This is a genomic window from Streptomyces gottesmaniae (genome assembly GCF_031845845.1).
In the GTDB taxonomy this organism is placed as follows: domain Bacteria; phylum Actinomycetota; class Actinomycetes; order Streptomycetales; family Streptomycetaceae; genus Streptomyces; species Streptomyces akebiae.
The window spans coordinates 139702-153266 of sequence record NZ_JAVRFJ010000010.1 but is presented as its reverse complement, the minus strand read 5'-3'; the positions used below and the strand labels follow the sequence as shown (position 1 = coordinate 153266).

General features: G+C 70.3%; 16 protein-coding genes and 2 pseudogenes. 16 read left to right on the top strand and 2 right to left on the bottom strand.

Translation table 11 applies throughout. The features are described from left to right. Positions 1–88: 88 nt before the first annotated feature. The 14 genes and pseudogenes from RM704_RS14030 (at position 89) to RM704_RS13965 (ending at position 10667) form a co-directional block, all read left to right on the top strand. Positions 89–415 (top strand): SH3 domain-containing protein, encoded by a 327-nt coding sequence (locus RM704_RS14030; RefSeq protein ID WP_033530980.1) that lies wholly within the window; start codon positions 89–91, stop codon positions 413–415. A 116-nt stretch (positions 416–531) separates the two neighbouring features. Continuing rightward, on the top strand, positions 532–987 hold the full coding sequence (locus RM704_RS14025) for a hypothetical protein (protein ID WP_033530981.1): 456 nt from the start codon (positions 532–534) through the stop codon (positions 985–987). Then, the gene (locus tag RM704_RS14020; protein WP_033530982.1) at positions 984–1427 is read left to right on the top strand and encodes a hypothetical protein; all 444 of its coding nucleotides are present in this window, start codon (positions 984–986) and stop codon (positions 1425–1427) included. Before RM704_RS14025 ends, RM704_RS14020 begins: the two co-directional genes overlap by 4 nt. Before the next feature lie 11 nt (positions 1428–1438). Continuing rightward, positions 1439–1858, top strand: a complete 420-nt coding sequence (locus RM704_RS14015; protein ID WP_052146407.1) for a hypothetical protein — start codon at positions 1439–1441, stop codon at positions 1856–1858. A gap of 30 nt (positions 1859–1888) precedes the next feature. After that, positions 1889–2779 (top strand): winged helix-turn-helix transcriptional regulator, encoded by an 891-nt coding sequence (locus tag RM704_RS14010; RefSeq protein ID WP_033530983.1) that lies wholly within the window; start codon positions 1889–1891, stop codon positions 2777–2779. Further along, positions 2776–3291 carry a hypothetical protein gene (locus RM704_RS14005; protein ID WP_033530984.1) on the top strand — a complete coding sequence of 172 codons (516 nt, stop codon included), beginning with the start codon at positions 2776–2778 and terminating at the stop codon, positions 3289–3291. The genes RM704_RS14010 and RM704_RS14005 overlap by 4 nt, the downstream gene beginning before the upstream one ends. After that, positions 3288–4526 carry an MFS transporter gene (locus RM704_RS14000; protein ID WP_033530985.1) on the top strand — a complete coding sequence of 413 codons (1239 nt, stop codon included), beginning with the start codon at positions 3288–3290 and terminating at the stop codon, positions 4524–4526. Before RM704_RS14005 ends, RM704_RS14000 begins: the two co-directional genes overlap by 4 nt. Further along, complete coding sequence (locus RM704_RS45560) at positions 4523–4786, top strand: hypothetical protein (protein ID WP_052146428.1); 264 nt, start codon at positions 4523–4525, stop codon at positions 4784–4786. Before RM704_RS14000 ends, RM704_RS45560 begins: the two co-directional genes overlap by 4 nt. 92 nt (positions 4787–4878) lie before the next feature. Next, complete coding sequence (locus RM704_RS13990) at positions 4879–6099, top strand: ATP-grasp domain-containing protein (protein WP_033530986.1); 1221 nt, start codon at positions 4879–4881, stop codon at positions 6097–6099. Next, the gene (locus tag RM704_RS13985; RefSeq protein WP_033530987.1) at positions 6096–7259 is read left to right on the top strand and encodes an MFS transporter; all 1164 of its coding nucleotides are present in this window, start codon (positions 6096–6098) and stop codon (positions 7257–7259) included. The genes RM704_RS13990 and RM704_RS13985 overlap by 4 nt, the downstream gene beginning before the upstream one ends. Continuing rightward, a pseudogene (locus RM704_RS13980) lies at positions 7256–7908 on the top strand (HAD family hydrolase). The gene RM704_RS13985 and the pseudogene RM704_RS13980 overlap by 4 nt, the downstream one beginning before the upstream one ends. A 45-nt stretch (positions 7909–7953) precedes the next feature. Then, the gene (locus RM704_RS13975) at positions 7954–8826 is read left to right on the top strand and encodes an SPDY domain-containing protein (RefSeq protein ID WP_033530988.1); all 873 of its coding nucleotides are present in this window, start codon (positions 7954–7956) and stop codon (positions 8824–8826) included. A 47-nt stretch (positions 8827–8873) separates the two neighbouring features. Then, positions 8874–9746: an SPDY domain-containing protein gene (locus RM704_RS13970; RefSeq protein WP_052146408.1), complete on the top strand. Its 873-nt coding sequence runs from the start codon at positions 8874–8876 to the stop codon at positions 9744–9746. Between the two features lie 42 nt (positions 9747–9788). After that, positions 9789–10667, top strand: a complete 879-nt coding sequence (locus RM704_RS13965) for a hypothetical protein (protein WP_063774522.1) — start codon at positions 9789–9791, stop codon at positions 10665–10667. A gap of 255 nt (positions 10668–10922) precedes the next feature. On the opposite strand, the gene RM704_RS13960 is transcribed toward RM704_RS13965, so the two are convergent. Next, positions 10923–12158 (bottom strand): IS110 family RNA-guided transposase, encoded by a 1236-nt coding sequence (locus tag RM704_RS13960; RefSeq protein WP_033530990.1) that lies wholly within the window; start codon positions 12156–12158, stop codon positions 10923–10925. Positions 12159–12618: 460 nt separating this feature from the next. Here RM704_RS13960 and RM704_RS13955 point away from each other — a divergent pair. Then, positions 12619–12666: pseudogene (locus tag RM704_RS13955) on the top strand (hypothetical protein); the annotation flags it as partial. A gap of 38 nt (positions 12667–12704) precedes the next feature. On the opposite strand, the gene RM704_RS13950 reads toward RM704_RS13955, so the two are convergent. Next, complete coding sequence (locus RM704_RS13950; RefSeq protein ID WP_311590582.1) at positions 12705–12995, bottom strand: hypothetical protein; 291 nt, start codon at positions 12993–12995, stop codon at positions 12705–12707. A 4-nt stretch (positions 12996–12999) separates the two neighbouring features. Here RM704_RS13950 and RM704_RS13945 point away from each other — a divergent pair, with 4 nt between their 5' ends. Continuing rightward, positions 13000–13416: an LAETG motif-containing sortase-dependent surface protein gene (locus RM704_RS13945; RefSeq protein WP_311590581.1), complete on the top strand. Its 417-nt coding sequence runs from the start codon at positions 13000–13002 to the stop codon at positions 13414–13416. Positions 13417–13565 lie beyond the last annotated feature (149 nt).

The following is a 13565-nucleotide window of genomic DNA, read 5'->3' as shown; positions in this document are numbered from 1 at the left end:
TCTCCGGACTCTTGTTCTCGGCCCGCACGGCATCAGCCCGGGCCCGTTTCCGCATTCCCTTCCCTATCTTCATGGAGGTCAATTCCCCATGCGCACCAGCCGCATAGCCGTCTCCGCCGCCGTTCTCGGCGCGCTCGCTCTCCCGCTCGTCTCCATCCCCACCGCCAGTGCCGCAACCACCGTCAGCAGCTGCTCGGCAAAGCCGCTCCCGTACAAGGTGCACACGAAGGCTGTAACGATCCGCTCCAAGGCGTCCTCCAAGTCCACGGCGCTCGGCGTGCTCTACCGCAGCCACAAGTTCACCGTCCACAAGAGCAGCGGGAACTGGCGCTACATCACGGACAAGACCACCGGCGTAAAGGGGTGGGTGTCCGGAACGTACGTCTACCGCGACACCGCCATGTGCCTGGACTAGCAGACCGGCCCGCAATTCCCCTATCCGGCATCCGAGTTCGCGGACCGCTCCCCACACGGACCGGATTCGCCGTGCATTTTTCCCGCCCCCGAACAGTGAATGAATGGAGCCTCTCCGTGCCCGAGTTCAGCGAGGACGTGATGGGCGTCGTCACTGAGCGGATCGAGGACCGCTTCCAGATGCCTCTCGCCGATCTGCGCCGGGCGGTTCAGGCGGCACCACACGCCAATCCCGATGCCACCAGTGTCGTGCACTGGTACGGCCTGCTCGCCGAAACCCAGGACGCACTCGACACCGCGGAGGACGCGCTCGTCGAGGCGCTCGGGACGCACCCGGGCGAACTCGACGACGCTGTCATGGAGTTGGCGCACCAGGTCAACGCCGCTGTCACTGCACGTGACGGTCGCGTGATGGTCGTGAACTACCTCCTCGACCCCCTCGCCCCTGGCAAGCGCGGGCCTGGCGCCTGGCGTGGTGCCGGCCCCGCCGCGCGCCGCGCTCCGGCGCTGCCCACCGCGGCGCCCGCACTGCCCGGCGAGCGGGGTATCCCGACGCGCGGGGTGACGCGATGAGCGTCATCGACAAGTCCACCAGCCGCGACACCGCGCTGGAGGAGGCGTTCGGTGCCTCCGTCGCCGAGCTGTATGCGCAGGCAGCCCATCTTGAGGTCTGCGCCGCCCTCCACCGTGCGCTGGAACTGCGCAGCTTTCTCGCGGTCGCCGAGGAACAGGTCGTCCGCGTACGTGATCGCGTCCACGCCTCGATGTCCTGCGACCGCGACCTGGGCGAGCTGTCCGCCGAAGACCTGCGCTGGGACGCCCAGTGGCTGGAAGCGGCCTTGGCTGGCCGGGACGGCTACGTCGCCGCCCTCGACGACCTCCTGCGGACCATGCCCGCTCCCGATCAACGCCCCGCGCAGCCGGTGCAGTTCGCCCAACCGAAGATCACCGTCACTGCTCCGCCCGCCCCGGCAACCGGCCGCGCCGGGGCGGTGCGGACCCACCGTCCCTGAAAGCCCGCCGATTGCCCCAGCCCGACGCCACCGCCCACGCCATCTCCGAGATCATCGCCCAGCGCATCGAGGCGCTGTTCGGACAGTCGCTCGGTGAGCTCGAAGCGCTCGCCGACAGCACCTCCGATGCCACCCTGCTCGCCGCGCTCACTGGCAGTCACAGCGATCTGGCGCTCGCTGAGCGCAACATCGCCTTCCAGCTGGAGAGGCTGCGCGAACTCATCGCCCCTGAGCGGGAGATCGGCCGTTTTGCCGCCGGTCACATCCTCGACTGCGCCCGCCGCATCGCCGAGTCCGTCGCCGCTCGCGACGCCTACGCCAAGAACACCGGCGCGGTCCTGGCAGGACTGCGCCGCGCACCGGCCCCCGACACCCCGCCGGCTGTGCCCGTACCCGCCGCCCCGGCGACTGCCGCCTCCCACACCCGCTGATCTGCCCGCACTGCTTGAGGAGCCCCATCCTTGGCCACCACCGCTCAGCCGCCTACAACCCCGAACGACTACTCCAGCGTCACCAAGACGCTGGATCTGCTCGCCCCGCGCTGGAGCGTGTGGGTGCTGATGACCCTCTCCTCCCAGCCGCTGCGCTACGCCGAGATCAAACCCCGGCTGCCGTGGCTCGCCGACGGCCAGCTTCACCCCCGGCTGCGCCACCTCACCAACGCCGAAGTGGTCGAACGCACGGAGTACGCCCCGCGCCACGTCACTTACGGCCTCACTGGCCGCGGTGCCGAGCTGTTGCCCGTCCTGGCCGTGATCGCCTCTTGGGGCGACACCTACCTGGAGAAGCAGCTCGTCACCAGCAAGGCCATCGGTGAGCTGGAGCCCGAGCGGATCCCCCCGGCCCAGAACATCGACGACACGATCACTCTGATCGCCCCGCGGCACGCCACCCCGATCCTTATGACCCTGCAGGCTCGGGGCCGTGCGAGCGCGAAGGTCCTGGCCACCGAGGCTATGCCTGGATACGGGCTGACTGCTGTCTACAAGCCCCTGGACCGCTTGGTTGCCGACGGCCTCGTCGCGGTCACAGGCAGCGGCGACTTCCAGCTGTCCGCCAGCGGCCAGGCACTCGCCCCCGTCTTCCAGGCCATCGCTACGTGGGCTGTCCTCCCGTCCGCCGGGGCCGACCCGCTTCGCCGACCGGGGACCGCCCCGTCCCAGACCCGATCCGGCACGTGGGCGACCACCCCGACGCGCCTTCCGGCACCCGCCATTCCGGCCGCATCGTCTGCCGGCCCTGCCCTGGCCACCACCCCGCCGCCGGGCGGGCCAGCGTGGAAGTCCAGCGACCTCTTCTCCCACCAGATACCCGCCCGCCCCATCACCCCGGCAGGAGGCCCACGCCGATGACAGCCGCCCTGCCCGCCAGCGTCCTGCGCGAACGCCGCGTGATCCGAACCCTGTCCCTGCCCGGCCTGATACGCCTGATCACCGAAATCGACGACAACGGCCCTATCAGTCGCCAACGCGGCAGCCTGCAGGGCGCCCTCGGCGACCTCACCACCGGACAACTGCGCCACGCCATCGACACCGCACGCGACCTCGGCCTCATCCACGCCCGCGGACCCGCCTTGGCCCGCTACCAGCTCACCGCGAGCGGCAAGGACCTGGCCGAGGTGTACGACACCGCAGCACGCTGGGCCCGAACCAACCAACTCCCCAGCCGCACCAGTGACTTCGTCGCGCGTGTCCAGCACGCCTTCCAGATGCAGGACGACGGCCCGGGGCACTCCCGCGCAGCGACCGAACCGTCGGCTCCGCGCGCGGCGCTGTCCGAGTGGCTTACGGCGTACCCCCGCGTCCTGCACCAGGACATTGCCCGCTCCTCCTATGCGGCGGAGGAATCGGGGCGCGCTGCGTGAGATCCCGTGTCGGACCCTGGCATGCCCGCAGGCCGGTCCCCACTCTGCTGCGTGACATCTACCTGCCGCGCAGCACGGACGCTGCCGCGTTCGCCATGGCCACCTACGGCATCCCGCTGCTGGTACTGGCCACCACCAACTCGGCCACCCTGACCGGCCTCGCGTTCGCGCTGGAATGGGTGCCGAGACTCGGTTCGTTCGCCTTCGCAGGGGTTCTGGTCGACCGCCACGGGACCACCGCCGTGCTCCGTTTCGCCTCTGCAGGCCGGGCCGTGGTTGTCCTGGCCACCGCGTTCATCTTGCCAACGCAGGCGGGCCTCAGCGCGACGGCCACCGTCATGCTGCTCGCCGCGTCCACCGGGATCCTCACTGAATGCTCCTACATCGCGGCCGAGACCGCGGGCGGAGTCGCCGGCCGCAAGGCCGGCTCCCGCGCCCACCGCGTTCAGTCGGTGCTGCTCGGCATCGACCAGTTCGCCACGCTGGTCGGACCCGCACTCGCCGGGCTGCTCCTGCAGCGGGCCGGCGCCACCGGAATGCTGATCGTGATCGCCGTCTTCTCGCTGCTCACCAGCGTCTTGGTCCCGCGCCCGCGCCACCGGAGCAAGCCCGCCGCGCCGCAGCCCGTCCTTGAGGGGCTGCACACCGGCTGGTCGACCCTCCGCGCGCTACCGGCCCTCGGCTGGCTGGTGACCGGACTGACCGTCTCCAACCTGACTGTCGGTCTGCTGCAGGCCGCCACCCCAGTGATCATCGTCAAACAGTTCGGCCACTCCATGGCCGACGTCGGGCTCATCTGGTCGGCAGCCGCCGTCGCCTCTCTCCTCGCGGTCGCCCTGTGTCGCCGGGCGATCGACCGCTTCGGCCTGTGGCCGGTCGGTGCCGTGTCCGCCACGATCGCCGCCTTGGCGTGCCTGGCCGTCTCCTTCGCCGACACCTACGGCAGCTATCTCACCCTGATCGCCGTCCTCATGGCTGGCGAGGGCGGCATGACCGTCGTGCTGCGCACCCTGCGCTCCCGCCTCATCCCCGAACCGGTGTTCGGCGCCACCCTGTCGCTGACCATCCTGCTGCTCCTGCTGCCTTTCCCCATCGCCGGTGTCCTCGTCGCCACCGTGCCGCCCGCCCAGCTCGGCCACGTGATCACCCTCTGCGCCGCACTGCAGGCCCTGGGCCTCTTCGCCGCCTTCGCCCGGCTGCGCGCCACCCCCGCCCTGCGAACTTCCCTCACCTGACCGCTCGGAACACCCCACGGAGACGCCGCCATACCCACCTCCCGCACCCATGCCGATCTCTACGCCCTGCCGGTATCTCGCCCGTCGCTTCGAGCCACCGGGTCGGTCTCAAGACGTTGTTCGAGGACCTGCGCTGGCAGCTGCCCGCGGGCGTGCGCGGACTGAACAACTCCTTCACCGCCCTGTACGCCCGCAAGTTGATCGAGGACCACCCCCAGTGGGCGTCTGCCTTCGAGCTGCGACGCCGCCACACCCCCTGACCCAGGCGCCCTGCCTCAGCTCTCCGTTCCCCGCACTGTTTGGAGCCTTGTTGTCCTCTCGCCCCGTCGTCCTGGTCGTTGCCGCCTCCGACATGGAGGCCCAGGCATATCGCGGCACCTGCCTTCAGAACGTCGCCGCCCACTACGACGTCGTCCTGATCTCCGGCGCCGCGCCGACCTGGGAGAAGGAGTTCCTCCTCGACTACGAGGTCGCCGACCCCGCCGATCAGGCGGCGCTGACTGCGGCCGGGCACGCGCTCGCCGAGCGGCACGCGCTGGCCGGCGTGATGACGTGGACCGAGTGGTATCTCATCCCCGTCGCCCGCCTGGCCCGCCGGCTCGGCCTGCCCACCACCGCTCCGGAGGCCCTCCAGGGCTGCCGCAACAAGCACACGAGCCGCAGCCTGTTCGCCCGCCACGGGGTGCCCTCCGCCGCCTCCGTCAGCGTGCGCACCGAGCACGAAGCGGAAGCCGCAGCCCGGCGCATCGGCTTCCCCGTCGTCCTCAAACCCGCCGCGCACGCCGCGAGCATGGGCGTCATCCGCGTCGACACCCCCGACCAGCTGCAGGCCGCGTACGCCTTCGCCGCCAAGACCGCCAGCCACGGAGTGGAGAGCACCCAGGTCCTGGTCGAGGAATACCTCGACGGCCCGGAGGTGAGTGTCGAGTGCGTCACCCACCAGGGACAGACCACTGTCGCCGCTGTCACCCGCAAGACCGTCGGCATGCCGCCCCACTTCGAGGAACTGGCGCACATGGTCGACGCGAACGACCCGCTCCTTCCCACTGTGGCCCCGGCCGCCGTCGCGGCCATCGACGCCCTCGGTGTCACCGACGGCGTCAGCCACGTCGAGCTCCGCGTGGTCGACGGCCGCCCCCGCCTCATCGAGGTCAACGCCCGGATTGCCGGTGACATGATCAGCCACCTCGTCCATCTGGCCACCGGCGTCGACCTCGCCCGTGCTGCCGCCGACATCGCCTGCGGACGAACCCCGGACCTGACGCCGACTCGCCACCAGGCCGCGGCGATCCGCTTCATCTACCCGGCCTACTCCGGCACCCTCACCGCCCGCTGTGTCACTGAACCCACCGGGGGAGTGGAGCGCGTGCGCTTCCAGCGACAGGCCGGCGACCCGCTCGTGCTGCCGCAGGACAGCGGCGATCTGTTCTCCGCCCGCATCGGCTACCTGATCACCACCGGGCCGACCGCCACCATCGCCCAAGCCCGCGCCCAGGAGGCGTACCGCAACCTCGACATCCAGGTGGCTGCGGTCGCGCAGGCGGCCCCGGCCACCAGGGAGCACGCCGCGTGAACCAGACCGCGGGGCCCGAGCCGGCGCGCAGCCGCCGCCTGCTGACCGGGTACTTCGCCGGCTTGGGCGTGGTGATGGCCGTATGGGGCGCACGCATGCCGGCCGTTCAGAACACCGCCGATGCGAGCACCGCCGGGCTCGCCCTCGTCCTGCTGGCCGCCGCCCTCGGCATGGTCGCCGGACTCCAGACCGGCGGACGCCTCGCCCACCCGGCCCGCCTGCCCGCACTGCTGACCGGCGGCGCCATCGCTCTCGCTGTCTGCCTCGCCGTCCTCGCGGCCTGCCGCAGCCTGGAGAGCCTCCTGGTAGCGGCGTTCGCCTTCGGCGCCGCACACGGCGTCCTCGACGTCGCAGTCAATGCCGCTGCGGTCCGCTGCCAGGACGCTCACGGCCGCCCGATCATGGGCCGGTTGCACGCGAGTTTCAGCCTCGGCGGCCTCACCGGCGCCGTGCTGGCCTCAGCTACCGCCCACACCCCGCACACCGTCCTGTTCGCCGGCGTCGCAGCCATCGCCGCCACGGCGGCAGGTGCAGCGACGCGCCTTACCCGCTGTCTTGCCAGCCCTGGACTCGAGCCCGTCCACAACCGTGTGGAACCGGGCTTGGACGAGCGCGGGGGTCTGTCGCGGCCCCGGTTGTGGCTGCTGGGCGCACTGGCGGCCGGAACCCTGCTGGGCGAGGGGGCCGCTGCCGACTGGGCTGCCGTCCACCTGCACGACCTCGGTGCGACTGCCGCGACCAGCGCCGTGGCTTACGGCGTCTACAGCGCCGCCATGGCCGCCGGTCGCCTCGCCGGAGACCGGCTCACCGCCCGCTTCGGCGCTCCCGCTGCTGTCCGGGCCGGCGCCGCCCTGGCCGCGCTCGGCCTCGCAACCGGGCTTGCTGGCTCCACCATCGCCTTTGCCCTCCTGGGGTGGGCGGCCTTCGGCCTGGGGTTGTCCGTCACCATCCCCAGCCTCATCACCGCCGCAGGCATCGGCGGCCCCCGCGCGGTCGCCACCGTCGCGGTCACCGGCTACGTCGGCCTGCTCGCCGGCCCCGCCCTCATCGGCGCCCTCGCCACCATCACCGCCCTGCCGCACGCGCTGCTGCTGCCCGCCCTCCTCGCTGCCGCCGTCGCCGCCCTCGCTCCCAAAGCCCTGGAGAAACCCAGCCCTTGACCCACACCTCCGTCTCCCCGAACGGCGTGGACGCCCTACTCCTCGACTACAACGGAGTCCTCGGACTCCAGCCCAGCCCCGGCATGTGGACCCGCCTCGCCGACCTCGCCGAGTGGCCCGACCGACACCTCCCCTCCTTCCAAGAAGCCTTCTGGGCCCCCGGAACGCGTACGACGCAGGCGAACTGAGCGATCTCGCCTACTGGGCGAAGGTGCTCGGGCACCATCCCGGCGCGCGGTGGCTGCGTACGCTGCTGGCCGCCGATACCGCCATGTGGACCCGCACCGACCCCAGAGTCCTCAACATCCTGTACCGCGCCCGGGCCGCGGGGCTGCCCATAGTGCTCCTCTCCAACGCCCCGGCCCACCTCAGCGACGTCCTGGACGCCACCAACTGGCGGCGCGATCTGATGAGTGACGCCCTGTACTCCGCCCGCTTGGGCCTGTGCAAGCCCGATTCGGCCGCGTACGAGCACGCCCTGGCGGCCACCGGCGTCGCCGACCCGGGACGCGTGCTGTTCGTCGACGACCGCGAGGACAACTGCAGGGCCGCCGCCGAGTTGGGCCTGCGTGCCCTGCACTACGCCGGCCAACCCGCAGACCTGGAACACCAGCTGCTGCCCGCACTTGCGAACAGCACGCGTACCTGACCAGAACCGCGTGCTCATCTCCCCAGCCTCAACCTCAGGACTTTCGTGCCCGACACCGAAGAGATCGACGGCGACAACTACGTGTCCCCGCGCTACCTCGCAGGCAGCACTTGCGATGCAGACCCCGCGCTGGAGCCGCTCCTCGCGCTTGGCTTCGACCTCCATCACGACAACCTCGCCAACACCTACGTCACTGCGCCCGACCACCGCGTCCGACTCGGATTCCTGCCCGAGGGCGACGACGACGGACTGTGGCGGATCAACGCCTACCGCGACCGCTTCGCCCCGCCCGCGTGGGGCGTCAGTTTCAACGACACCGCACCCACGGAGTTCGTCACCGCCTTCACCACCGCCCTCGCTCAGGCGTACACCGCCGGCCCCGACATCTACCTCGCCGAGCCCGACCTCAAGGACCCCGAGCTCGGCGCCTTCGACGCAGCCGTCCCGCTCATCAAAAACGGCTGGCAGTTCCAGCACCCGCGCTGGGGCGTGATGGAACTGCAGTCCCCGGACGGGATGGCCACCTGCGAATACACCACCGGCCGCCTCGACCCGGAGAAGGAACTCACCACCCTGGAGGCCCGCTGGCACCTGTGGGGAGGACCGAAGAACGGGTATGCCCGCTGGTACGCCACCGCCACCACCAACACCCCCACGGCTCTGGTGAAGGCCATCACCCAGAGCGTGTCCGACCCGGCGCCCCTGCCACGCTGGAGGGACTCGATGCTCCCTGGGCTGCGCGAGGCCGCACAGCTCACTCCCATCACACCGCCCGCGCCCCCGGTTCCAACCCCGCTCGACGTCCAGCGCGCCCTCACCCGCCGACCGCCGGCACTCGGCACCCGCAGCGTCCCGCGCTGGAGCACGGCCACCCTTCCTCCGGCGCCCGCCGCCCCACGCACGGCCGCCCGCCGCTGATCCGCCGCCGCCCACGACCAGCAACTCCCGCCCGCTGAAAGGACCTTGTGGCACTCAGCCCTCTGGACGATCTCGACGACCACGACGTGGTCGAGGTCCTGCCCCGCCACCTCGCCGGCCCCGGCATCCACGACCTCATCGACGTATGGCCCTTCCCATTCGATCAGGGCTGGACCCTCCACCACTCCGGAGACAGCCCGGCCATCGTGATCAGTCCCGGCATGCAACTGCTCGCCGGGCACGTACCGTCCGAGGACCACGTGCGCGGAGGCGAGTGGCTGATCGCCGCACACAAGGACCCCTTCCGGCCGGCCACCTGGACGGCCACGCTCGACGCCAGCACCCCCGTCGAACTCGTTCGCGACCTGTATGCCGAAGTGCTCGCGCTGTGCGAGGCGGACAGACGGGGCGAACGCAACCTGCTGCGCCCAGACGACGTCCGCCCCCAAGACGTATACCTGCCGCTGCTCACCGCCGGCTGGCACCACACGGTCAAGACGGACGGAGTCCAGTACTTCCGCAGCCCGGACGGCTACGGCGTGCTGCAACACGCCTACGCGCACAAGAACGTGGCCGCACCCGTCTGGTCCGCGTGGGGCGGGCCACCGGACCACCCGCTGTGGAAGGCCACGTTCTCCTCCGCCGTGCCCGCCTCCCTGGTCGCGGCGTTCGCCTCCTCCCTGGCCTCACCCGTGCCGCTCGCCCGCGCCGTGTGGAACATTCCGGCCGACACCCGCCTCCATCTCACCCTCCCCGCCGCTCTGACCGATGCCGCCGCGCGCCAGGGCGCCCCGGCACAGAGCCGAGCGTCGACACCCTCGTCGCCGACCCTGCCGTCCGCGCACGCCGGCGTCAGCGCCCCGGGCACCGGGCCCGCGCCGACCGTCCGTCCCGCCCCGTCGGCCGGCCGACCCAGGTAACCGCCCCGCAAAACCGTCCGCTGCCGAGGAGCACCACCACCGTTGTCCCTGCACGCCCAGCACTTCTTCACCGACCTGCTCGACCTGCCCGTCCACGAACGACGAGTGATCGGCGACGCCTGCTACGCCGTCGTCTCGCCCGACTCGCCGCTGCGGCTGCGCATTGAGTTCGCCCAGACCATCCGAGAACGTGAGTACGGCGGACTGCGCCTGAGCATCCTCCACCCGGACCGCGGCGCCCTCGACCACGCGTACCTGTCCTTCGCCGACCACAGCACGTTCGCGGTCCGGGACGCCCGCCTCGGCAAACAGCCCGGACATGACGGCTACGGCGTCGTACGGAACTGGCACCACGACGACACCTCACCCTGGATCGGCGCCGCCGTCATGCCCCTGAGCCATGCCATCCAGGACTACCTGAAGGTCTGGACGCCCGAACCGTCCCCGCCCAGCAGCGCCGACAGCGCACGGCGGCGACCGGCTCAGCTCGATACGGATCCTGAGCCGCCCCGGGGATGCTGGCTCACAGACGCCGACTTCCTCACCCGCCTCCACCAGGCCACGCCCCTCTGGCTGGACATCGTCGACAGCGTCCTCGACGACGGACTTCCCCTCACTCAAGCACTGACCGGCAGCCGCGAGCACGCTGCCCAACTGCTCGACATTCCACCGGCGTTCGGCCTCCTGATCGAAGCCGAGGCTGCGGCCCGGATCGTGCATGCCGCCGGCCTACCGGCGGGCACACTGCGCGGTGCCTCCGTCGCGCAGGGACTATCGCACATCGCGACGTTGCCCATCGAGGACCAACATCACCTCGTCCGGGCCGCCGTCCGCGGAAGCACGATCGACGCCCCCGCGCACCTTCCAGGGCAAACCCGTCCGCCCCTGCTGCCCCAGCCGTCGCCGGCCCGTACCCGCTGACCGGCCTTACCCCGCTTGCACCGACGGGCAGCCCTGCCCGTGTCCCCTCCAGGAGAGTTCCTTCTTGCCTACCCGTTCCGCCCGCCGCCTGTCCGCCATGGCCGTCACTGTCGTCACAGTGACCGGCACGTTGGCGTTGGCCCCAGCCGCCTCCGCGAACACCCCCGAGCCGACCCCGTCCACGTCCAACACTCCGCTGAGCGCGGGCGAGAACGGCGGCGTCACCATCCTGAAGACATCTCACGGCGCTAAGAGTCAAGCCGGAGTGGCTTCGAGGAGCGGGGCGAAGGCTCGGTGTTCGTCGTAGGGAATCTGGTGTTGCAGGCAGTGATGGAGCATTCCCAACATCCGGTTGAACAGATTGCGTTGGGCGGCGGCGTGCCAGTCACCGCGGTCGCGCCGACGGCGATAGTGAGCGTTGGCGCCGGGCGAGACGGTGATGGCGGCGAAGGACCACAGGTAGCCGGCATGGGTGAGCCGGTTGTTCTTGACGAAGCGGCGTCCGACGTACCGCTTCTTGCCAGATGCACGGGTGACAGGGGCTGATCCGGCGTATGCCTTCAACGCTCGAGCGTCCGCGAAGCGGTCCCGATCGTCTCCGATCTCGGCGAGGATCCGGGCGCCGAGTAGGCAGCCCAAGCCAGGAAAGCTCGTGATCAGTTGGGCGTCTGGGTGTTCGCGAAACGACGACTCGACTGCCTCAGCGAGGGAGTCGGCCCCTTGGGCTGCAGCGTCCAACTGCTGCAACAGGACAAGCATTTGCTTGCCCATGGCTTCTTCGACAAGCGGCGGCTGATGGGCGTGCTCGGCTCGGAACGCCTCTTGAAGGCGTTTGGTCTCGGCTTCCGTGTAGCGCTGGCGGCCGCCGCGCTTCAGAGCCGCTCGGATCTGGGGTTTCGTGAGTTTCGCTGCGGCCGTGGGCGTCGGAGCGATCGCCAAAATGGCACGGGCTTCAGGATGGGCGAGACCGCCCTTGCGGCCCGTGATGAACGCGTTGAGCGCCGTCGGATAGAACTCGCGAAGCAGCGATCGAAGCTGGTTGGCGGCCTGCTGGCGGTGCCAGACCGCGTCTTGTTGAGCGCGGGCCAGTACGGCGATGGACTGGGCGAGTTCGCTGTCCGCGGGCAGTGGCCGGTGGGCGTGCATGTCGGTGCGCAGGATGTTCGCCAGGACGAGTGCGTCACCGGGATCGGACTTCTTGCGCGAGACTCCGTGACGGTCGCGGTATCGCGACGCCGCGAGCGGGTTGATGGCGAACACCTGCCGCTTTCCTGTGCGCAGGATCGCGACGAGAAGCCCGCGGGACGTCTCGATGGCCACGGGTATCGGCTCGGATTCTGTGTCGCCGTGTTCGGCGAGCAGGCCAAGCAGCTGCTGGTAGCCGGCAGCATCATCGGTGATACGGGCCTTGGCGATCAGCGTTCCGTTTGGGTCGACCAGGGCGACATCGTGATGTTGTTCGGCCCAATCGATGCCGCAGAACACGCTCATATGGGTTTCCTCCGCTCGTCGTTCGCGCTGGTGGCGAGCACATGCGGGCCGCGCGACGCTCTAATGCCAGGACTCGGTGGTCCGCCATCTCACAAGCCGTTCGCGGCACCAGCGCACCGCGCGGGCCTCGGTCTCGCCCAGAGCTCGTGGCTCGCGGAGACGAAGGGGAGGTCACCGTGCGGCGGGCTCGCGTCACGAGGAACAACGAGTTGCGCGTAGTTGTGTGGCGCGGGTTCGTGGCGGCCGGAGAGCGTCGGGCGCTGCCAGTCTTTCAATAGGCATCTATGTGCCGAAGAGGGTTCGGAGTCATCCCGACGCCCACCGTCCGCCACGAAGGCCGCCGCGGAGTCGGTGCCTGTCTTCAAGGCGGACCTCATCGGTCAGAAGGACCCGAGGCATCCGCTCCGCACTGCATTAGAAGGACCCGGGAGGAGAGGTTCTCGCCGGAGCCACGTTCACCCTGCTCGACTCCACCGGCAAGCAGGCCGCCAGCGGCACCACCAACGCGGAGGGCCAGCTGGCCTTCCAGGACATCGCGCCCGGTGTCTACCGGCTCAAAGAAGTCGCCAGCGGCAGCCCGCTGCACGAGGTCGTCGACGACCAGGACGTCATCGTCACCCCGGGTGCCGACACCCCGCTGACCATCATCGACCCGTTCAAGCCCGCCTCAGTTCGGCTGAAGGCCAAGGACGACAAGACCGGCAAGCTGCTGGCCGGATCCACGGTCAACATCGGCAGCGGCGACAAGACCATCCTGACGCTGACCACCGGCTCCGACGGCACGGCCAGCGGCAAGCTGCCCGTCAACTCCGGCACCGGCAGCAAGTTCTGGGTCAAGCAGGTGAAGGCGCCCGAAGGTTACGAGATCTACAAGCCCTCGAAGGCGTTCAAGGCCAAGCCGGGCGCCCCCGTGACCGTGACTGTCACCAACGCCAAGAGCGCCACCACCCCGCTGCCCACGGAGAAGCCGACCGACAAGCCCACCGACAAACCGAGCGACCGGCCCACCCCGGACAAGCCCGGCCAGGAAGAGGACACCTCGACGCCGTCCGCCTCGGGCACATCGACCTCCGACGAGACCGCGTCGAACACCGTGGCCCCCGCCCCCGCGGGCTCGCTCGCGCACACTGGCGCCGAGGCCACCCCCTGGCTGATCGGCGGCGCCGGAGTCCTGATCGCTGTCGGCGGAGGCGCCCTCTTCGCGGCTCGCCGCCGACGCACAGACAACTCCACCGACGACGGCTCCACCGAGAGCTGACCCCACCCGCTTTCTTCCACAAAGCCCCCGAAATCGGATCGCTCGATTCCGGGGGCTTTGTCGTGGGCGCTTACGTAAGGCCAGCTGAAGGAGGCGCTGTTCCCCGCGCTGTCTCCGGACCTCGCCGGCCATGCCAGCCTCATTAGCCA